Annotated in this window: 17 protein-coding genes; 7 read left to right on the top strand and 10 right to left on the bottom strand. The window is 73.8% G+C overall.

Features of this window, described 5'->3' with window-relative positions:
- Positions 1–14: 14 nt before the first annotated feature.
- The 4 genes from QQS16_RS08515 to QQS16_RS08500 all read right to left on the bottom strand — a co-directional run bounded on the left by QQS16_RS08515 (position 15) and on the right by QQS16_RS08500 (position 4473).
- Positions 15–1400 carry an NADP-dependent succinic semialdehyde dehydrogenase gene (locus QQS16_RS08515; protein ID WP_286061012.1) on the bottom strand — a complete coding sequence of 462 codons (1386 nt, stop codon included), beginning with the start codon at positions 1398–1400 and terminating at the stop codon, positions 15–17.
- 75 nt (positions 1401–1475) lie between these two features.
- Entirely contained in the window at positions 1476–1943 is a 468-nt protein-coding gene (locus tag QQS16_RS08510; RefSeq protein WP_286061011.1) for an NUDIX hydrolase, read from the bottom strand.
- Entirely contained in the window at positions 1940–3478 is a 1539-nt protein-coding gene (locus tag QQS16_RS08505) for an ATP-dependent DNA ligase (RefSeq protein ID WP_286061010.1), read from the bottom strand. The genes QQS16_RS08510 and QQS16_RS08505 overlap by 4 nt, the downstream gene beginning before the upstream one ends.
- Positions 3479–3507: 29 nt before the next feature.
- Positions 3508–4473 carry an NAD(P)/FAD-dependent oxidoreductase gene (locus tag QQS16_RS08500; protein ID WP_286066256.1) on the bottom strand — a complete coding sequence of 322 codons (966 nt, stop codon included), beginning with the start codon at positions 4471–4473 and terminating at the stop codon, positions 3508–3510.
- 69 nt (positions 4474–4542) lie between these two features.
- Here QQS16_RS08500 and QQS16_RS08495 point away from each other — a divergent pair, with 69 nt between their 5' ends.
- The 6 genes from QQS16_RS08495 (at position 4543) to QQS16_RS08470 (ending at position 9968) form a co-directional block, all read left to right on the top strand.
- Positions 4543–5124 (top strand): helix-turn-helix domain-containing protein, encoded by a 582-nt coding sequence (locus QQS16_RS08495; protein WP_286061009.1) that lies wholly within the window; start codon positions 4543–4545, stop codon positions 5122–5124.
- Between the two features lie 161 nt (positions 5125–5285).
- Positions 5286–6278 carry an NADPH:quinone oxidoreductase family protein gene (locus tag QQS16_RS08490; protein WP_286061008.1) on the top strand — a complete coding sequence of 331 codons (993 nt, stop codon included), beginning with the start codon at positions 5286–5288 and terminating at the stop codon, positions 6276–6278.
- Positions 6275–7456, top strand: coding sequence for an acyl-CoA dehydrogenase family protein (locus QQS16_RS08485; RefSeq protein ID WP_286061007.1), 1182 nt, complete (start codon positions 6275–6277; stop codon positions 7454–7456). The genes QQS16_RS08490 and QQS16_RS08485 overlap by 4 nt, the downstream gene beginning before the upstream one ends.
- Complete coding sequence (locus QQS16_RS08480; RefSeq protein ID WP_286061006.1) at positions 7453–8526, top strand: acyl-CoA dehydrogenase family protein; 1074 nt, start codon at positions 7453–7455, stop codon at positions 8524–8526. Before QQS16_RS08485 ends, QQS16_RS08480 begins: the two co-directional genes overlap by 4 nt.
- A 215-nt stretch (positions 8527–8741) precedes the next feature.
- Positions 8742–9605: a phosphatidylinositol-specific phospholipase C/glycerophosphodiester phosphodiesterase family protein gene (locus tag QQS16_RS08475; protein WP_286061005.1), complete on the top strand. Its 864-nt coding sequence runs from the start codon at positions 8742–8744 to the stop codon at positions 9603–9605.
- Positions 9606–9773: 168 nt separating this feature from the next.
- Positions 9774–9968: a hypothetical protein gene (locus QQS16_RS08470; protein WP_286061004.1), complete on the top strand. Its 195-nt coding sequence runs from the start codon at positions 9774–9776 to the stop codon at positions 9966–9968.
- Positions 9969–9971: 3 nt separating this feature from the next.
- Here the strand turns inward: QQS16_RS08470 and QQS16_RS08465 are convergent, their stop codons facing one another.
- From QQS16_RS08465 to QQS16_RS08440, 6 genes are all read right to left on the bottom strand, one after another.
- Positions 9972–11210 (bottom strand): phosphodiester glycosidase family protein, encoded by a 1239-nt coding sequence (locus QQS16_RS08465; protein ID WP_502963775.1) that lies wholly within the window; start codon positions 11208–11210, stop codon positions 9972–9974.
- A gap of 76 nt (positions 11211–11286) precedes the next feature.
- Positions 11287–11670: a DUF779 domain-containing protein gene (locus tag QQS16_RS08460; RefSeq protein ID WP_286061003.1), complete on the bottom strand. Its 384-nt coding sequence runs from the start codon at positions 11668–11670 to the stop codon at positions 11287–11289.
- A 62-nt stretch (positions 11671–11732) separates the two neighbouring features.
- Positions 11733–12809, bottom strand: coding sequence for a bifunctional class I SAM-dependent methyltransferase/NUDIX hydrolase (locus tag QQS16_RS08455; RefSeq protein WP_286061002.1), 1077 nt, complete (start codon positions 12807–12809; stop codon positions 11733–11735).
- 105 nt (positions 12810–12914) lie between these two features.
- The gene (locus QQS16_RS08450; protein WP_286061001.1) at positions 12915–15845 is read right to left on the bottom strand and encodes an ATP-binding protein; all 2931 of its coding nucleotides are present in this window, start codon (positions 15843–15845) and stop codon (positions 12915–12917) included.
- 277 nt (positions 15846–16122) lie between these two features.
- The gene (locus tag QQS16_RS08445; RefSeq protein ID WP_286061000.1) at positions 16123–17142 is read right to left on the bottom strand and encodes a (-)-alpha-amorphene synthase; all 1020 of its coding nucleotides are present in this window, start codon (positions 17140–17142) and stop codon (positions 16123–16125) included.
- Complete coding sequence (locus QQS16_RS08440) at positions 17126–18514, bottom strand: cytochrome P450 (protein ID WP_286060999.1); 1389 nt, start codon at positions 18512–18514, stop codon at positions 17126–17128. The genes QQS16_RS08445 and QQS16_RS08440 overlap by 17 nt, the downstream gene beginning before the upstream one ends.
- 469 nt (positions 18515–18983) lie before the next feature.
- Between QQS16_RS08440 and QQS16_RS08435 the strand changes: the two genes are divergently transcribed.
- The gene (locus tag QQS16_RS08435) at positions 18984–19742 is read left to right on the top strand and encodes an IclR family transcriptional regulator (protein WP_286060998.1); all 759 of its coding nucleotides are present in this window, start codon (positions 18984–18986) and stop codon (positions 19740–19742) included.
- Positions 19743–19814 lie beyond the last annotated feature (72 nt).

The raw sequence follows: 19814 nt of genomic DNA, 5'->3' as shown, positions 1-19814 counted from the left end.
TAGCCGCGGAACCCTCACGCCCCGTGCCATACGGTCGTGATGTTGCAGAACTCCCGGATTCCGTGCCCGGACAGCTCACGCCCGTACCCGGACCGCTTCACCCCGCCGAACGGGAACGCCGGATGCGAGGCGGTCATCCCGTTGACGTACACCCCGCCCGCCTCCAGGTCCCGTACGAACCGGTCGACCTCGCCCTCGTCCCGGGTCCAGACGTTGGAACTCAGGCCGAAGGGGGAGTCGTTCGCGATCAGGACGGCCTCGTCCAGGTCGGCCGCGCGGTAGAGCGTGGCGACCGGCCCGAAGGCCTCCTCGCGGTGCACGCGCATCTCGCGGGTGATGCCGGCCAGGACGGTCGGCGGGTAGTACCAGCCGTCCCCGTCGGGCCGTTCGCCCCCGCACAGCGCGCGCGCCCCGCCGCGCCGGGCGTCGTCGACGAGTTCCTCGAGGTCGGCCCGCCCCTGTTCGCTCGCCAGCGGCCCGACCTCGGTCTCCTCCTCCAGCGGGTCGCCGAGCCTCAGCGCCCGCATGCCCTGGACGAACCGCTCGGCGAACGCGTCGTACACGTCGGTGTGCACGATGAACCGCTTGGCGGCGATGCACGACTGCCCGTTGTTCTGCACGCGCGCGGTCACCGCGACCTGGGCGGCCCGGTCGATGTCGGCGGACGGCATCACGACGTACGGGTCGCTGCCGCCCAGCTCCAGCACCGTCTTCTTGATCATCTCGCCGGCGGTGGAGGCGACCGCCCGGCCCGCCGGCTCGCTGCCGGTGAGGGTGGCCGCCTTGACGCGCTCGTCGCGCAGGATGTCGTCGATCGCGGCCGAGCCGACGAGCAGGGTCTGGAAGGCGCCCTCGGGGAAGCCCGCGCGGTGGAACAGGTCCTCCAGGTAGAGCGCGGTCTGCGGGACGTTGGAGGCGTGCTTGAGCAGGCCCACGTTGCCCGCCATCAGGGCCGGGGCGGCGAAGCGGACCACCTGCCACAGCGGGAAGTTCCACGGCATCACCGCGAGCACGGGGCCCATCGGCCGGTAGCGCACCAGGGCGCGGGAGGCGCCGGAGTCCTTGACGTCTTCGGTGGCCGGCTCCTCGTCGGCGAGGAGGGATTCGGCGTGGTCGGCGTACCAGCGCATCGCCTTGGCGCACTTGGCGGCCTCCGCGCGGGCCTGCGTGACCGGTTTGCCCATCTCGGTCGTCATCACCCGGGCGATGTCCCGCTGGTCCTCGTCGAGGAGGCCGGCGGCCCGGTGCAGCAGTCGGGCACGATCGGCGAAGGCCGTCGTCCGGTAGGTGCGGAACGTGGCCTCGGCGAGCTGGAGCCTGCGCTCGATCTCCTCCTCGTCCATGGCCTGGTACGTCTTGAGCGTCTCGCCGTTCGCCGGGTTCACTGTTGCGATGGGCATGACCGACCTCCCGTGGAGCGACTGTGGTGCGACCTTCCCGCGTGCGGGTGGGGTCCGCGACGCGGGTGCGTCCGCTCAGGCCGAGTGCTCCGCCAGCCGGTCGAGAAACGCGGCCTGCGCCGTCACGATCACCGCGCGGGCCTGCTCCGGGCCGAACCACGCCACGCGGTCCAGCTCCGGGAACTCCTGGATCCGCCCGGACCTCGGCGGCCACTCCATGCGGAAGGTGCCGGGGTCGATCGTCGCCGGGTCGAGGTCCGCCTCGACCGCCCAGGCCGTGACGATCTTGCCGTTGGTCTGCCTGACCTCGCCGAGCGGCAGGGCCTCACCGTCGGGCGGGGGCAGTCCGAGCTCCTCCTGGAACTCGCGGCGGGCCGCGTCCCAGGCGGGCTCGGCGGGGTCGTACTCACCCTTCGGCACGGTCCACGCCCCCGCGTCGCGCCGCGCGAAGAACGGGCCGCCCATGTGCCCGAGCAACACTTCCAAGCCGCGATCGCTGTACCGGAAGAGCAGCAGTCCGGCGCTCCGTCTCGCCGCCGTCACGGCCGTACCTCCGGGTGCGCGGCCAGCAGCGTCTCCACCGTGTCGGCCTCCTCCGGCCGCTTGTCCTCGCGGTAGCGGACCACCCGGGCGAAGCGGAGGGTGACCCCGGCCGGGTAGCGGGTGGACCGCTGCAGACCGTCGTAGGCGATCTCGACGACGAGTTCGGGGCGTACGGTCACCACGTGTCCGCGGTCCTCCACGGCCAGCTCCTGGAGCCGTTCGGTCTGCCAGGCCAGCATCGCGTCGGTCATGCCCTTGAAGGTCTTGCCGAGCATGGCGAAGGAACCGTTCGCGGTGCGGGCGCCCAGGTGCAGGTTGGAGAGCTTTCCGGTGCGGCGGCCGTGACCCCACTCGGCGGCCAGGACCACCAGGTCGAGCGTGTGCACGGGCTTGACCTTCAGCCAGGACGCGCCGCGCCGGCCCGCGCCGTAGGAGGCGTCGAGGGACTTCACGACGACGCCCTCGTGCCCGCGCTCCAGGGTCTCGGCGAGGAACTCCTCGGCCGCGCGCACGTCGTCGGGACCGGACACCAGGGTGCGCCGCACCCGCATCGGCTCGGGCACCAGCCGGACCAGCTCCGCGTGCCGCTCGGCGAACGGCAGGTCGAGCAGGTCACGCTCGTCGGCGAGGAGCGCGTCGAAGAAGACCGGGGAGACGGGCACCGCCTCGGCGGCCGTCCTCACGTCCACCCGGGAGCCCACCCGGCCGGCGGTCTCCTGGAAGGAGCGGGGGCGCCCGTCGGCGTCGAAGGCGATGACCTCGCCGTCCAGGATGAAGCGCTCGCCCCTCAACTCCAGTGCCGCGGCGGTCAGTTCGGGCAGCCGGTCGGTGATGTCGTCGAGGGTGCGGGTGTACAGCCGTACGGTGTCGCCGTCGCGGTGCACCTGGACGCGGATGCCGTCCAGCTTCTCCTCGACCGCGCACCCGCCCAGCTTGCCGACCGCCTCGGCGACCGAGGAGGCGCTGTGGGCGAGCATCGGCAGGACCGGGCGGCCGACGGTCAGCCGGAAGCGGTCCAGGGCGCCGGGCCCCTCCGCGAGCAGGGCCGCGGCCACCGTCTGGAGCGAGCCCGCCAGCATCACGGCCCGCCGCACGTCCGCCGCCGGCGCCCCGGTCGCCCGGGCGAGCCCCTCGATCGCGACCGCGTCCAGCGCGCCCTGCCGCACCTCGCCGCTGAGCAGCCCGAGCAGGAACCGCTGCTCGTCCCCGGTGGCCGCGCCCATCAGCGCGCCGACCAGACGGGCCCGCTCGGCCTGTGCGCCGGAGCCCGAGACCGTGCCGAGCTCGCTCAGCAGGGCGTCCACCTCGCGGACGGTCAGGGCGGGCTCGGCGGCCGGGGGCACCGGACGGCTCAGCACCTTCCAGCCGACGCCGAGCCGCCCCTGGGGCAGCCGTCCCGCGAGGTACGGGATGACGATCGGCACGTCCGCCGCCTCGGCGTCCCGGAAGAGCTCGGCGAGGAGCTCGATCTTCCGGGAGCGCGCCGAGGTGGCGGCGACCTCCTGGGACACACGGGCCAGCCGGGTCAGCAGCATGCAGTCATGGTGCACCGGAGCGGGGCGCTCTACACCCCGACGCCGTCGTTCTGTGCCCGGGCCGGCGCGTCGAGGTCCGTCATCAGCAGCTCACCGTTGATCGTGGCGCCCGCCCGGTAGCCGCCGGCCGCCGCGTTCACGACCTGCTCCGCGAAGCCCATCGCGTTGCCCGCGCACCACACGCCGGGCACGGTCGTCAGGCCGGTCTCGTCCACCACGGGGTACGCGCCGAACGGGGTCTCCCGCAGCTCGGCGCCGAGGCGCCGGAGCAGATCGGTCCGCGGCACGGCCCGGGGCGCCACGAACAGCACCTGGCGGTCGTGCGTGGTGCCGTCGGCCAGCCGGACGCCGGTGAGCCGGTCGTCCTCCGTGACCAGTCGGGAGACCTCGCCGGGCACCACCTTCACTCCGGCCGCGGCGAGTCTGCGCAGGTCGTCGTCCGACAGCTCCGCCTCGGCGACCGTGTGCAGGAAGAAGGTCACGTCCTTCGACCACTGGGACACGATCAGCGCCTGGTGCACACTCATCGGGGTCGTGGCGAGCACGCCGAAGGCCTGGTCGCGCACCTCCCAGCCGTGGCAGTACGGGCAGTGCAGCACATCGCGCCCGAAGCGCCGCGCCAGGCCGGGCACGGCCGGCAGCTCGTCCCTGAGACCGGTGGCGACCACCAGGCGCCGGGCGCGCACGGTGCGTCCGCCGGCCAGCTCCACGGCGAAACCCCGGCGGACGTCCACCACCCGGTCCCGGACCAGCTCGACGCCGTACCGCGCGATCTCCTCCCGGCCGGCCGCCAGGAACTCGGCCGGGGACATGCCGTCCCGGGACAGGTAGCCCTGCATGTGCGCGGCGGGAGCGTTGCGCGGCTCGCCCGCGTCGACGACCAGCGTGTGGCGCCGGGCGCGGCCCAGGACCAGCGCGGCGGACAGTCCGGCCGCGCCGCCGCCGATGACGACCACCTCGTACGGGTCGGTGTTGTTCTCGGTCACGGTGACCACCTCCACCGAGACAGTCGCGCGACCGCTGCCGCATTGACAAACATGTTTGCCGAAACTGCAATAGGCGTCATGAGTGACGACGACATGGACGAGGTCCTCGCCGAGGTCGGCCCGAGGCTGCGGCGGATCCGCAAGGAACGGGGGGCCACCCTGGCCGGGCTGTCCGCGGCGACCGGCATCTCGGTGAGCACGCTCTCCCGGCTGGAGTCGGGGCTGCGCAGGCCGAGCCTGGAACTGCTGCTGCCGATCGCGCGGGCGCACGAGGTGGCGCTGGACGAACTGGTGGGAACGCCGGCGGTGCGTGATCCGCGGGTGCGGGCCGCGCCCATCACCCGGCACGGGCGCACCTACTGGCCGCTCACCCGTCAGCCCGGCGGACTCCAGGCCTTCAAGGTGCTGGTGCCGCAGGCGAACGAGGAACCGGAGCCGCGGACCCACGAGGGCTACGAGTGGCTGTACGTGCTGTCGGGGCGGCTCCGGCTGGTGCTGGGCGGGCACGACGCCGTCCTGACGGCCGGGGAGGTCGTCGAGTTCGACACCCGGGTGCCGCACTGGTTCGGGTCGACGGGGGAGGGGCCGGCGGAGTTCCTGAGCCTGTTCGGGCCGCAGGGCGAGCGGATCCACGTACGGGCACGGCCCAAGCGGCCGTGACGCACACGACTGTTCCCTGATCGGCAAGCGACCGCTTAGTATGCGGTGACCCGGTCCGTGAAGCCGGTCCCTGATTCCGGTCCGTGATCCCGTCCGTGACCACGATCCGTGAATCCGGTTCCTGACTCCGGTAAGACGACGCAGTCCCGTGGAGGCCCCGCATGCAGGCATGGCACGTGCACGAGAACGGCGAGCCGGGCGAGGTGATGCGCCTCGCGGAGGTGGCGCGGCCCACGCCCGGTGACGGCCAGGTCCTGCTGAAGGTGCGCGCCGCGAACATCAACTTCCCGGACGCGCTCATGGTCCGGGGGCACTACCAGGTCAGGCCGCCGCTGCCGTTCACGCCGGGCGTGGAGATCTGCGGCGAGACCGAGGACGGCCGCCGGGTGATCGCCAACCCCGCGCTGCCGCACGGCGGTTTCGCCGAGTACGCCGTCGCGGACGCCGCCGCCCTGCTGCCCGCCCCGGACTCGCTGGACGACTCCGAGGCCGCCGCCCTGCACATCGGCTACCAGACGGGCTGGTTCGGTCTGCACCGGCGGGCCCGCCTGGAAGCCGGCGAGACGCTGCTCGTCCACGCCGCCGCCGGAGGGGTCGGCAGCGCGGCCGTACAGCTCGGCAAGGCGGCGGGCGCGACGGTCATCGGTGTCGTGGGCGGCGCCGACAAGGCCGCCGTCGCCCGCGAGCTGGGCTGTGACGTGGTGATCGACCGGCGGAGCGAGGACGTCGTCGTCGCCGTGAAGGAGGCCACCGGCGGCCGGGGCGCCGACGTGATCTACGACCCGGTCGGCGGAGACGCCTACACCCAGTCGGCCAAGACCGTCGCCTTCGAGGGCCGGATCGTCGTCGTCGGCTTCGCGAGCGGCACGATCCCCAGCCCGCCGCTCAACCACGCCCTGGTGAAGAACTACGCGATCCTGGGCCTGCACTGGGGCCTGTACGCCACCAAGAACCCGAAGCTGGTCCAGCACTGCCACGAGCAGCTCACCGAACTCGCCGCCGGCGGCGCCGTCAAGCCGCTGGTGAGCGAGCGGGTACCGCTCGACGGTGCCGCGGCGGCCGTGCAGCGGGTCGCCGACGGGGTCACCACCGGGCGCGTCACCGTCGTCCCCGGTCACGACGTCCCCGGCAGCGCGGAAGGAGCGGCGGCATGACCGACGCAGCCGACCTCAGGCGCCGCACGGCGGAGCTGCTGGCCGCGCACCCTCCCGCCGCCACGGACCGCACCGACTTCCTGAAGGCCCGCTTCGACGCCGGACTCGCCTGGGTGCACTATCCGGAGGGTCTCGGCGGACTCGGTGCCCCACGCCACCTCCAGGCGGTCGTGGACGCCGCTCTGGAGGCCGCGGGCGCCCCCGACAACAACCCGCGGCGCATCGGCATCGGCCTCGGCATGGCAGCGCCGACGATCCTGCAGTACGGCACCGAGGAGCAGAAGCGGCGCTACCTGCGACCCCTGTGGACCGGTGAGGAGGTCTGGTGCCAGCTGTTCAGCGAGCCGGGTGCCGGATCCGACCTGGCCGCGCTCGGCACCCGGGCGGTCCGGCAGGGCGAGGACTGGGTGGTCAACGGGCAGAAGGTGTGGACGTCCAGCGCCCATCTCGCCCGCTGGGCCATCCTCATCGCCCGCACCGACCCGGACGTGCCCAAGCACCGGGGCATCACGTACTTCCTCTGCGACATGACCGACCCGGGCGTCGAGGTCCGGCCACTGCGCCAGATCACCGGCGAGGCCGAGTTCAACGAGGTCTTCCTCACCGACGTCCGCATCCCCGACTCCCGCCGCCTCGGTGAGGCCGGCGACGGCTGGCGGGTCGCGCAGACCACGCTCAACAACGAACGCGTCGCCATCGGCGGCATGCGGCTGCCCCGCGAGGGCGGCATGATCGGCCCGGTCGCCAAGACCTGGCGCGAGCGCCCCGACCTGCGCACCCACGACCTGCACCAGCGCCTGCTGAAGCTGTGGGTGGAGGCCGAGGTCGCCCGCCTCACCGGCGAACGCCTGCGCCAGCAGCTCGTCGCGGGCCAGCCCGGACCGGAGGGCGCCGGCATGAAACTCGCGTTCGCCCGCCTCAACCAGGAGATCAGCGGCCTGGAGGTCGAACTCCGGGGAGCCGAGGGCCTGTCGTACGACGACTGGACCATGCGCCGCCCGGAACTGGTGGACTTCACCGGCCGCGACGCCGGTTACCGCTACCTGCGCTCCAAGGGCAACAGCATCGAGGGCGGGACCACCGAGGTCCTGCTGAACATCGTCGCGGAGCGGGTCCTGGGCCTGCCCGCCGAGCCGCGCACCGACAAGGACGTCGCCTGGAAGGACCTGGCCCGATGAGCGATCTGCTCTACTCCGAGGAGGAAGAGGCCCTCCGCGCCGCCGTCCGCGACCTGCTCACGGACCACTGCGACGCGGCGGGCGTCATCGCGCGGACCGAGTCGGCCACGCCCCACGACCGCGAGACGTGGAAGGCGCTCACCGAGGGCATGGGCCTGGCCGGCCTGCTGGTACCCGAGGCGCAGGGCGGCCAGGGCGCCACGCACCGCGAAGTCGCCGTGGTCCTGGAGGAGTTGGGTCGGGCCGTGGCTCCCGTCCCCTACCTGACCAGTGCGGTCGTCGCCACCGAGGCGCTGCTCGCCTGCGGGGCCGACGACCTGCTCGTCGAACTGGCGTCGGGCCGGACGGTCGGCGCCCTCGCCGTCGCCCTGCACCTGGCCCCGGGCGCCGCCTTCCAGACCGTACGGGTGGAGAACGGCACGCTGCGCGGGGAGTTGACCGGCATCGCGGACGCGGCCGTCGCCGACGTGCTGCTCGTCCCGGGCGACGACGGCGGGCTGTACGCCGTCACGGCGAACGCCGTGACCGTCACCCCGCAGGTGTCGCTGGACCTGACCCGGCCGCTCGCCACCGTCACCTTCGCCGGGGCGGCGGCCCGCCGGATCGGTGACGCCGGACCGGCCGTGGACCGGGCCCTGCGGGCCGGGGCGGGACTGCTCGCCTCGGAGCAGTTCGGGCTGGCCGAATGGTCGTTGACCGAGACGGTCCGCCATCTCAAGGAGCGCAAGCAGTTCAACCGTCCCGTCGGCGGGTTCCAGGCGCTCAAGCACCGGCTCGCCCAGCTGTGGCTGGAGATCGTCAACCTGCGCGCGGCGGCCCGGCAGGCGGCGGACGCGCTCACGACCGGCCAGGACGTCGACGTGTCGGTCGCCGTCGCCCAGGCCTACGCGGCGCCGGTCGCCGTCCGCGCCGCCGAGGAGGCACTCCAACTGCACGGCGGCATCGGCATGACCTGGGAGCACCCGGTCCACCTGTATCTCAAGCGGGCGAAGGCCGACTCGATCGCCCTCGGCACCGCGGGCGCCCACCGCACGGCCCTGGCCGGACTGGCCGATCTCCAGGCCCCCTGACGTCCACCCGGCAAAGCCCGCCCCACCTGGGGCGGGCTTTTTCGTGTCCTCGTCCCCGGTGTCTCCGGTGAGGTGAACGAACAACGGCGGTCCGGCCAACTCCTGTTCCAGGGCTGCATATCCGGGCCGTCCGGATCGCATACTCTCCCCCAGTTTCGACTTCGCCCGACTCGGGAGACCCCCACCGGTCCGGTACGGCCTACCAGGAGACAGACATGGCCCTCACCACTCGCCGCAGAGCCCTCACCACCCTCGGCGCCGCGCTCGCGGGCGCGGTCGCCCTGCCCGCCACCGACGCCCTGGCCGGCGAACGCAAGCACCGCCCGCGCCCGTTGTGGCGCGCCCACGCCCACAACGACTACGAGCACCCGCGCCCCCTCCTCGACGCCCTCGACCACCGCTTCGGCAGCGTCGAGGCCGACATCTTCCTGGTGGGCGGCCAACTCCTCGTCGCGCACGACCCCGTGGACCTCGACCCGGCCCGCACCCTGGAGTCCCTGTACCTCGAACCGCTGGCCGCCCGGGTCCGGGCCAACCGGGGCTCCGTGTACCGGGGGCACCGCAGGCCGCTGCAACTGCTGATCGACATCAAGACCGAGGGCTCGTCGACGTACCTGGAACTCGACCGGCATCTCAAGCGGTACAAGCACCTGTTCACGACCTACGCGCACGGACGCGTGCTGCCCGGGCCGGTCACCGCCGTCGTCTCCGGCGACCGTGCGGCCCGTACCCCGCTGGCGGCCCAGACCGTCCGCCGGGCTTTCTACGACGGGCGGCTGGCCGACCTCGGCGGTCCGGCGCCGGCCTCCCTCATCCCATTGATCAGCGACAACTGGACGCTCAACTTCACCTGGACGGGCGTCGGCGCGTTCCCCGAAGCCGAACGGCAGAAGCTGCGCGGCATCGTCCGGACCGCGCACGCGCGCGGACAGCGGGTACGGCTGTGGGCCACCCCGGACCTGCCGGGCCCGGCCCGCGACGCGGTGTGGACCGAGCTGCTCGCCGCCGGCGTCGACCACGTCAACACCGACGACCTGGCCGGCCTGGAGGCGTTCCTCGACGCCCGGCGGACGGCGTGACGACGTCGTTCCGATCGCCCCGGTCACAGCTGACCCGGACGACGCCGGCCGGCCCGACCCGCCGGACACCACACGTTCGGAGCACAGGCCAACCGCCCGGACGAACCCTCCGCTACGCCACACTTGCGGCCGAACGCCGCGAAGCGGACGTGGCGGAGGAGGTTGACGATGGCGGTTTCCATCTCGGTGGTGCTCCTGCTGGTGATCCTGGCAGCGGTCTTCCTGCGCAGTGGCGGACTGAAGTTCTCCCACGCGCTGGTGTGCCTGCTGCTCGGGTTCTGTCTGGCCGGCACGAACATCGCCCCCAGCATCAACAGCGGTCTGACGGCGACGGCGGACATCGTCAGCGGCCTCAGACCCTGAGCGTCAGGAGACCGTGAAGATCCCGATGCCGTTCGGGACGGGGCGCTCCGTGCCGCCGGAGGGATGGTTGAGCACGGAGACCGCGTCCGCCCCGGGCGTCCGGGCGACCAGGGTCGTCGAGCCCCCGCCGTCCAGACTGAAGGCGTCCACCGCGCCCAACCCGCGCATGACGTCGGCGACTTCGGCGATGGTCAGGCCGGTGCGGTACGCCGGGGCGCCGTCCACCGCGAGCAGCAGCAGACGCCGCCCGCCGTCCGCGACGCCCACGGCGGTCCGCACGGCCGAGGTCCGGTCGTCGAGCCCGGGCAGGGGCCGGCCGCCCTCGAGGACCGGGTAGCCGCCGAGCGCGAAGCGGTACGGGACCCGGGTCGCCGACGCCACCAGCCGGTGCCGCACCCGCACCGTCTCGCCCTCGGACAGCGTCCGCAGCTGCCGCGCCCCCGCCTCCCGGCCGACGAGCACGGTGGTGCCCCTGCCGATGGGACCACCGCCGGGAGTACCGGACACCGACACCACCCGGCCGTGACGGACCGTCACCTCGTAGGTCTCCGTGCTGCACGGGGCGGCCCGGTCGGTGTCCGTCCCGCAGGTGGCGCGCACCCGGGAGGCACTGCCCCACGCCGAGGTGAACGCGCCGACGGAGCCCTCGGGCAGCGCGTACTGGTTCAGCCCGCCGAGCGGCAGCCGTCCCTCGGGCGTGGTGACCGACCCGTCGAGGGTGAGGTCGTCCAGCCGGGCGCGCCCGTCCACGCCCACCCCGACCACGTCCTCGGTGCCGGTACCGGGCGGCAGCGCGGGCCCGAAGCGCTGGCCGTCCGGTACCGCCGCCTTGAGGACGTGGCCTCGCGCGACGGCGGGGCCCACACTCGCGCCGGTGGCCTCGACGCCCGGGTGCTGGGTCTCGGTGATGTTGAAGAAGTCGCCGTTCACCCCCGCCACGGCCCCCGCCGCGTCGGCCATGCCGGAGACGGGGGAGCGCGCGGCCACCGCCCCGGGGTACAGCAGGTCCAGCCGTACCCGCGGATCACTCAGATCGGCGGTCAGCACATGGACGTGGGTCACCCCCCGGGCCGCCGGGACGTCGAACTCCTCGTACCCGACGCCCGGCGCGAGCGCGGCGCGGCCCGGAACGGCGCCGGCCGGTGCCGCCCCCACCAGGCCCGCGCCGGCCAGTGTGCCGAGCGCCACGAGCGACGCCAGGACGGATCCGCCCGCGCCGTACGGTCTGTGACGACGTGTCACCTAGGCCCCCCGATGTCTCGTCAACTCTCCCAGGACTCCGGGGAAGTGCACCAGAGGGACCGGGCCGGCGCGGTGTCTAGGCGCCGACGACCCGCGAACGGGTGAGGAAACGCACCCCCTCGGGCGCCTCCAGCGAGAAGCCGCCGCCCCGGCCCTCGACGACGTCGATGATCAGCCGGGTGTGGCTCCACACCTCGTACTGGCTGCGTGACATCCAGAACGACACCGGCTCCTCGACCCCCTCCACGGTCAGCTCCGCGAGCAGCACGTCCGCGCCGCCGGTGCGGAACTCGCCCGCCAGGTAGCACATGGGGGCGCTGCCGTCGCAGCAGCCGCCGGACTGGTGGAACATCAGCGGCCCGTGCGTCGCGCGCAGCCGGCGCAGCAGGTCGGCGGCCGCGGGGGTCAGCTCCACGCGGGGTACCTCGTCGTACGGGGTGGGGGCGGATTCCTCGTCCATGGTCCGCGAGTGCAGCACGGCGAAGGTTGCGAGAGCGTTGCGCCCGGCCGGGCGGCAGACGGTCAGGGGGCGTACGGCGTGAAGTGGGCCGGCGTGTGGTCGAGGGGGAGCCCGGGCCGCCACGCGGCGAGGCCCTGGGCGCTGCACACGAACAGGTCCTCCGGCAGCCGGTCCAGGGCGAACCAGCGCCAGTCGCCGACGCGTTCACCGGGCTGATCGGCCGGCTCCCCCCGCCACGCCTCGACCCGGGCGGTCACGGTCACCCGTACGACGTCCTCCACGTGGTCCAGGAGCGTGCCCAGAAGACGTACGTCGGCCGGGCGCGCGGCGATCCCGGTCTCCTCGCCCAGCTCGCGCACGACCGCCTCCTGGAGCGACTCGCCGGGTTCCACCGTCCCGCCGGGCAGCTCCCAGGTGCCCCGCCGGTGCCGGCCCAGGAGCAGACCGCGGGGGCCGTACAGGATGGCGCCGACACCGAGCGCGGCGTGCGCGGCGGGCGGGCGGCCGTCGCGTGGGCGGGAGGAGACCCGCACGGGCCGGACGACCCGGAAGAGCCGGTGGGAGGCGGGGTCGTCTCCCGCGGGGGAGTCCAGGACGTCGACGTGCTCGACGCGCAGTCCGTGCTCCGTGAGCAGGTCCGTCCACAGCTCCGGGGTGAGCACCCACACCGGGACGCCCGCCTCGAAGCGGGGTTCGACGGCCGACGAGGGTCCGGTGCCGTGGGAGTCGGTGTGCGGCACGGTGAAGCACAGGGTCCCGCCGGGCCGGAGCGCCGAGACGAGGACGGGCAGCAGGCGGCGGGGATCGGCGTACGGGACGGCGTCCACGGAGCAGATGACGTCGTACGGCTCCGCGGTGCTCAGGTACTCCACCGCGTCGGCCCGCAGCACGCGCAGCCCGGGCAGTGCGTCCTGGCCGGCGCGGGACCGCCCGGGCCGGTCGGGCGAGCAGTCGACCGCGTCCACCGAGGCGCCGTGCACGCGGACCAGATGCGCGGCGCGCCGGGCCGGGCCGCGCCCGAGGTCGAGCACGCGCCGGCCGGAGAGCTCGCCGAGGATCCCGGCCCCCGGGCCGGCACCCGGAACGCCCCAGTCGAACGGTGTCCCGGAGTCGTCCGGACCGTGGGTCTGCGGTCGCAACCTGCCTCCTGGTGTGCGAGGGAACCCGACGCGGGCCATTCTCCCGCGCCGCGCCGGGGCCCGGACCGGCGGGTGGCCGCCGGGCGTCCGCGTCTGGGACCAGGCTCAGCAGCGGGGACGCGGAAAGGCCTCCAGCGCGTCGGCGAGGCCCGCCGGGTCGGTGCCGACCTTGCGGTAGACGGAGGAGAGCAGATGCCGTACGCCCTGCTCCGTGAGGTGAAGATCCTTGGCGACCACCGCTGTCGGGTGGCCGTGGGCCGTCATCTCGGCCGCCTTCCGCTCGTGGGCCGTGAGCGTGTCCGTCTGGGTGTAGCGCAGGGGCAGCGGCCGCAGTCCCGCCGCGGACAGCTCCGCCCTGGCCCGGCCGGCGAGCGCCTCCGCCCCGCAGTGCACGGCACCCTCCAGCCCCCGGTAGAGCCGGTCCGCGGCGTCGTGCAGCCGGCCGTTGCGGGACAGCGAGGCTCCGTGACCGACCAGCGCGCGGGCCAGGTCGTAGGCGGCCGGGGACCGTTCCAGCTGTTCCACGGCCTCCGCGTGCAGGTCGAGCGCCGCCCTTCCGCCGGTCACCTCGGCCAGGGTGTGCAGCGCCTGGCCGATCGCGGACGCCGCGCCGAAGTCCCGGGCCCGCCGCACGGCGTCCCGGGCATGCCGGACGGCCCGGTCGGGCGCCGAACGGGCCAGCGCGGACGCCAGACGCAGCTGCCAGGGGCACCAGGCGGGGTTGTGCCAGTCCCGCCCGTCCAGCCAGTCCCCGACCCCGGTCAACAGCCGCTCCGCCTCCGTGAGGCGTCCCTCCGCCAGCAGTAACTCGGCGTACACCGTGCGGGGATCGGGGTAGATGACCGCGTTCGGGACCACCTCGCCGTAGCGGTGGCGGTCGGCGAGGCGGCGCGCGTCACCGGTCCGTCCGCGGGCCAGCAGCGTCTGGATGAGGATGCCGATGGCGAACCACTGGGCCGGGACCGCCCCTTCGACCCGCTCGGCCGCGCGCAGGCCCTCGCGCACCCAGTTCTCCGCCTCCGCCAGACAGCCCCGGCGGTAGCGGATGTAGGCGAAGAGCGTCTGGCCGACGGCCAGATGGGAACCGCGCCAGCCCTTGGTCTCGCACTCCGCCATCCCCTTGGTGAACAACTCCTCGGCGCGTCGCGGCTGGTCGCAGTACATGAAGGCCAGAGCGACCGAGACGGGCACCTCGAAGCCCCGGTTCTCGTCGGTCCAGCTCATCCCGCCGCTCAGGGCGGCCTCGGCGTGTTCCAGGACCGTCCGCCGGGGCTCGCCGCGCAGCAGGGCGTCCCACGCGCGCAGGCCCAGGATGCAGCGCTCCTCCAGTCCGCGGCCGGCCGGACGGCCCCGGCCGGACAGCTGCGCGGCCAGCCGGGTCAGCCTGCGGGAGCGGGCGGACGAGTCGGGCTCGTCGGTGCGGAACATGCTCCACACGAAGTGATCGGCCTGCATCCGCAGCCGTACCCGGGCGTTGGCGGCCGTCCGGGCCTCCTCGGCGGCCACGGTCGCGGCCTCCGCCATCCGGTCGGTGTGGGCCAGTGCCTGGGTGAGCCGGTACACGATGGAGGCCCGCAGCTCCGGGTCGTCCCCGGACTCCGCCAGCGCCGCCCGGAGGTGGTGCACGGTGGCCGTGGGCTCGATGAGGAACGTCGAGCCCGCGAGTTCGTGCAGCAGGGCGGCACGCTCCTCCGGCAGGGGCGGCTCCTGCAACGCCCGGGTCAGCAGGCGACGGGCGGCTTCCGGCGCGCCGGCGCGCAGACATTCACGGGCGGCCTCGCGAAGGCAGTCGACCGCCTCGGGGTTCCCCTCGCAGGGGACCTCCAGCAGGTGCCGGGCGGCCGCGGCGGGGCCGTGGCCCGCCGCGCGGACGGCCTCGGCGGCGGCGTTGTGGAACCCGACCCGCCAGGCCGACGGGATGGACCGGTAGATCGTGGTGGCGATCAGCGGGTGGACGAAACCGAGGCCGCCGCCCGGCCCGGGCTCGTCGGCCAGGATGCGGGCGTCGCGCAGCCTCTCCGCCGCCTCGGCTGCGTCCTCGCGGCCGATCACCGCGATGGTGGCGGCGAGTTCCGGTGAGAAGGGCGCACCGAGGACCGCTCCCGCGTGCGCGAACCGGACGGTGCTCGTGCCGAGCCGCTGGAGCCGTTGGATCAGCCCCGGCCCCTTCACGGCGGCGGCGAGGCCCCGCATCGCGGGCAGTTCGTCCTGGGTGCCCTTCAGGTTCCGCCGGCCCAGCCTGATGGCGAGTTCGACGGTCTCGAACGGGCTGCCCCCGGTGACCGTCCAGCACTCCTCGCAGAACTCGTCGTCGGCGGTGTCCCCGACCTGCTCCCGCACGATCCGCGCCACGGCCGCGGCGGTCAGCGGTGCCAGGACGCACGGGCGGCCGCCGTGACCGTCGACCAGGGCACGGAAGGGAGCCGCCTCGCGGGGCAGTTCGTCGGGCCGGTAGGCGACGACGATCAGCAGCGGCAGGTCCGCGGCCCGGGAAGCGAAGGACGCGAGCCAGCCGAGGGACTCGGCGTCGGCCCAGTGCAGGTCGTCGAGGAGCAGCACGACGGGCGCCTTCCGCATCACCGCCAGGCGCGTCATGACCCAGTCCAGGCCGTCCCGCACACCGGTGGGGTCCGGCACCTGCGCGGTGTCCGCCGCCTCCAGGCCGAGCGTGGCGGCCACGATGCCGTACCAACTGCCCAGGAACGCCCGGCGTTCCGCCTCCTCCATCGACGCCAGCGCGGGCTGGACGAGCTGGCGGACCACGTGGAACGCCAGCTCCTGCTCCGCCTCGCCGCCCCTGCCGGAGAGCACCCGGAAGCCGCCCGCGGTGGCGCGGGCGCGGGCCTCCGTCATCAGCGCGGTCTTGCCCAGTCCCGCCGGACCGGTGAAGGCGAGCAGCCCGCTGTGCCCGGTGCGCGGCCCGCCGTCGGCGACGGCGCGCAGGTCCGACAGCGCGGCGTCGAGCGTCTCGAGTTCCTGACGGCGTTCGAGCAACCGCCGGGACCGGTCGCTCGGTTGCCGTGACCCATACGCCATGTGCCCTACCGCTCTCTGTCGTCCGGCCGCCGGAGCCTCGGCCGCCGGAGCCTCGGCCACCGGACTCCGACCACCGGGAAGCAGCGCAGAGCGTATGCCTCACGGGGGGCGGCACGGACGAGTTCGCGAACGAGCACACCGCGGAGGGTGAATCACCCGCGGGCACGGCTTGGGAGGCCCGCCGCGCGGGTATCGTCGTCCGAATGCACCTCCTCCGAGGCGTGGTGACGGAAGGCCTCACGAGGTCGTGGGAGCGCTCGGGGCGGCCTGGGCGTCGTCAGGGGAGCGCGGGCGTCGAGGCGGTGTCCGCGTAGCGCGGCACGGTGCGCGACCAGTGGTAGCAGCCGCGGATCCAGCCGATCATGCCGTCCACATAGCCGAGGCCCGCGGGGCTCAGCGTCGGCTCGATCTCCGCGTACAGACTCTCGAACTCGCTGATGGCGTCGTTGATCTGCTGGACGGCCAGGGTCACGGCGGCCGGCAGGGAGCAGCGGTGGGCGCGCTGGTGGGCGAGCGCGAGATTGATCATGTCGCCCGCTCGCTGCTCCTTCACCGCGGAGAACAGGTCCGCCGTCCACACGGCCGCGTCGACCGACAGCCGGTTCAGGCGCCGCATGACCGGGTGGTGCAGTTCCTCGGGGGCCGGCTCGACGGGCTGCGCGGCCTCGTACAGCGGGTAGAAGGGCTCGACCCCCGCGGTCAGCGACCGTACGGCGGTGCACAGCCCGGTGCGCAGCGGCAAGGGGCCGTTCTGGGCCACCGACTCGTACAGCAGGCCGTGGACGTACTCACGGGCCGCCCAGGCCCAGCGCGCGGCCTGGGCCGGGGTGCACCGTTCCTGGACCTGTCGGTACAGGTCGGCCAGGGCCGCTCCGAGGACGGTGGTGGGCGGCCGGCCGTCCCGCAGGATCGCGACGCTCTCGCACAGCATGGGCAGCAGCCGGTCCGGCCACCGCCGGCCGACCTCCTCCGCCCGGTCGTCGAAGACGAACTGGTAGGCGATCTGGTTCGCGACGATGCGGAGGATGTCCGCGTCCACGTCCGGACTGGTGTAGGAGGCGAGCACGGCCGGGCGGGTGGAGGAGAGCATCGCCGTCACCCCCGGTTCACCGGTGAGCCCCCGCGCCCGCAGCCACTCCTCGACACCCGCCACCGCCGCGGCTTCGTGGCGGTTCCTGCGGAACACGAAGGGCATGCTTAGGTGGGCGTCGACCAGTTCCTTCAGGGTCATGGCGTGCGGTGTGACGGGTGGTGGGCCGTGCGCGGCGAGCGTGCTTTCCTCATGCGTCATCGACATCGTGGTCACCTGCCGTTCGGGCTTCCGGAACTCGAAGTGCGCCGTCACCCCGGTGTGCGGGCGCGTCGGCACGGGCCGGCGACACGGTCGTACCGCACGCACGCGGCTCACAGGTCATCACCAGCGACCGGGGCCCCAGCGTCACCGCCGGGCGCGGCCGTTCGACGGGGCCGGGCGGACGGCGCAGTCGCCAGCGGCCGGCGATGACGGCGACGGCCACGATCGCCTCCGTCATGGCGAACGTGTCGCCCAGGCACTTCCGGCCCCCCGCGGCGAACGGGACCATCGCGCCCCGCGGTCCGGGTGCCGACCGCCCGGGCAGCCAGCGGTCGGGGAGGAACCGGTCGGGGTCGGGGAACGAGGCGGGGTCGTGCTGGAGGAGGTAGGGGCTGTACAGAACGGTGGAGCCCCGGGGGAGCCGGTGTCCGGCGAGCCGGGTGTCGCGGGTGGTGACGCGGGTGAAGAGCCAGCCCGGAGGGGAGTGGCGCAGCGTCTCCGTAACGACGTTGCGGGTGTGGACCAGGTGCGGCAGGTCGGCGGCGACGAGGGTGCGCCCGGCGAGGACGGTGTCCAGTTCGGCGTGCAGGCGCCGCTCCGCCTCCGGGTTCCGGGCCAGCAGGGCGAACGCGGAGGCCAGGCACAGGGCGGTGGTCTCCACCCCGGTCAGCAGGAGCGTGATCATTTGATCGTGCACCTCCCGTTCGCCGGCCGGGGGCATCGTGCCGCCGTCGTCGCGCGCCGACTCCAGCAGCGTCCCCAGCAGGTCGTCACGGGCGGCGCCCCGGCGGCGCTCGGCGATCAGGTCGTCGATGATCGTGTGCAGGCGGGCGACCGCGTGCCGGTAGCGGCGGTTCGCGGGCGTGGGCAGGCGGAAGACACCGTCGAGCGGTACGACCGTGCGTACGAACAGTCCGCGGACGACGTCGGCGAGACAGCGCCGCACCTCGGCGGAGCGCGTGGCGTCGAGGGAGCCGGAGAAGAGGACGCGGCTGATCACCCGCGTGGTCATGGCCATCATGGCCGCGCTGACGTCGACCCGCTGCCCGGCGTGCCAGGCGCGGCACACCGCCTCCGCCTCCTCGGCCATCAGGTCCGTGTGCCCGGCGACGCGGGACGGGCGGAACGCGGGCCCCACCAGCCTGCGCTGCCTGCGGTGCTCGGCGTGCGGGCAGGTGACGACGCCGTCGCCCATCAGCAGCCGCAGCCGGTCGTACTGCGTCCCGCCCTTGTCGAAGGTGCGGGTGTCCCGGAGCATCTCGTGGACCAGTTCCGGGTGACACACGACCCAGGCGCGCAGGGGGCCGAGGCGTATCTCCACCAGATCGCCGTGCGCGGGCAAGGATTTCAGGAATTCCAGCGGGCGGCGGAACAAGGCGATACCGTGGGTGAGGGACGGGAATATGCTGGGAGCAGTACCCACCGTCCACATTCGCTCGGATTCAGGGACAAAGGCGCTCATCGAATACCACCTGTCTCAGTCGGCACACGGAATTCGGTGATGTTTCACCGACGTGGTGCTTGAACCAAGTCCTGCCCAGTCCAACCTGCGGCCTCATGCGCGGAACCCTTTCTCCTGGGGGGCGCACGGGAGCACGGGGAAGCGCGGGGAGAATGGGCGGCAGGTGCCGCGTCCTATCGGACGTCCATTTCCGCCCCGCCGCATCGAATGCGACTCCCGGATACAGGGAATTCTCACCGCCGGCGGGTGCGGCCCTCCCCCCGATGGTCCTCTCCGGATCCCACCGCACGGGCCCTCTCCGGATCCCACCGCCGGCGGGCGCGGTCCTACCGGATCCCGGCCGCGCCTTGCCTGTGCCGCGTACCGGGCGCACGCTGGTCCTATGGCTGCGCACGACGGCCCCACGCTCATCACCTCCGTCCAGCGGGCTTTCCGGCTGCTGGAGGCGGTGAGCGCGCACGAGAACGGCGCACCGGCCAAGCAGCTGGCACGGGAGGCCGGGCTGCCCCTGGCCACCGCCTATCACCTGCTGCGGACGCTGGTCCACGACGGATACCTGCGCAAGCTGGACGACGGCGGGTTCGTCCTGGGCGACAAGCTACAGACCCTGCACACCACCAGCCGGGGACAGGCGCTGCTCAGCCGGGTCCGCCCCACGCTCGCGGCGCTGCGCGACCAGCTCACGACCGCCGCCTATCTCACCTTCTACGAGGAGGGCGAGATCCGGGTCGCCGAGATCGTCGACGGCCCCCGGGCGCCCCGCGTGGACCTGTGGGTGGGGTTCGAGGACGCGGGGCACGCCACCGCGCTGGGCAAGTCCGTGCTGCGGGAGCTGGACGACGAGGCCCGTGCGGACTACCTGTCCCGGCACCACCTCGCCGACCTCACACCGCGGACGATCACCAGCCGGCCGGAGCTGTTGCGACGGCTCGCCTCCTCACCGGTGGCCCCCGCCGTCACGGACGAGGAGGAGTACGCCCTCGGCACGGTCTGCGTGGCCGTGCCCGTCTACAGCGGGGACGTCCTCGGCTCGCTCGGCGTGTCCCTGCCCTCGGACCGGCTGTCCCGGCTGCCGGAGATCCGGGACCGGCTGCTCCCGATCGCGGGCCGGGTGACCAGGAGCCTGTCGCTCACTATCTGAAATCCCCCTCCTTGTGGCGGTCGGCCGGAACCCGTTTCCTGGAGGAAGCAGGCATTTCGGATAGGTGCTCGG

It is taken from the genome of Streptomyces sp. ALI-76-A (assembly GCF_030287445.1).
GTDB lineage: Bacteria > Actinomycetota > Actinomycetes > Streptomycetales > Streptomycetaceae > Streptomyces.
Note: the sequence above shows the minus strand (reverse complement) of the source record. Positions and strands in the feature narration are given on the sequence as shown.

Excerpts from the sequence above, each read along its gene's own strand:
- QQS16_RS08470 (WP_286061004.1), top strand. The coding sequence starts at position 9,774 with ATGGCGGTTTCCATCTCGGTGGTGCTCCTGCTGGTGATCCTGGCAGCG.
- QQS16_RS08480 (WP_286061006.1), top strand. The coding sequence starts at position 7,453 with ATGAGCGATCTGCTCTACTCCGAGGAGGAAGAGGCCCTCCGCGCCGCC.
- QQS16_RS08505 (WP_286061010.1), bottom strand. The coding sequence starts at position 3,478 with ATGCTGCTGACCCGGCTGGCCCGTGTGTCCCAGGAGGTCGCCGCCACC.
- QQS16_RS08485 (WP_286061007.1), top strand. The coding sequence starts at position 6,275 with ATGACCGACGCAGCCGACCTCAGGCGCCGCACGGCGGAGCTGCTGGCC.
- QQS16_RS08495 (WP_286061009.1), top strand. The coding sequence starts at position 4,543 with ATGAGTGACGACGACATGGACGAGGTCCTCGCCGAGGTCGGCCCGAGG.
- QQS16_RS08450 (WP_286061001.1), bottom strand. The coding sequence starts at position 15,845 with ATGGCGTATGGGTCACGGCAACCGAGCGACCGGTCCCGGCGGTTGCTC.
- QQS16_RS08460 (WP_286061003.1), bottom strand. The coding sequence starts at position 11,670 with ATGGACGAGGAATCCGCCCCCACCCCGTACGACGAGGTACCCCGCGTG.
- QQS16_RS08475 (WP_286061005.1), top strand. The coding sequence starts at position 8,742 with ATGGCCCTCACCACTCGCCGCAGAGCCCTCACCACCCTCGGCGCCGCG.
- QQS16_RS08515 (WP_286061012.1), bottom strand. The coding sequence starts at position 1,400 with ATGCCCATCGCAACAGTGAACCCGGCGAACGGCGAGACGCTCAAGACG.
- QQS16_RS08435 (WP_286060998.1), top strand. The coding sequence starts at position 18,984 with ATGGCTGCGCACGACGGCCCCACGCTCATCACCTCCGTCCAGCGGGCT.
- QQS16_RS08490 (WP_286061008.1), top strand. The coding sequence starts at position 5,286 with ATGCAGGCATGGCACGTGCACGAGAACGGCGAGCCGGGCGAGGTGATG.
- QQS16_RS08445 (WP_286061000.1), bottom strand. The coding sequence starts at position 17,142 with ATGTCGATGACGCATGAGGAAAGCACGCTCGCCGCGCACGGCCCACCA.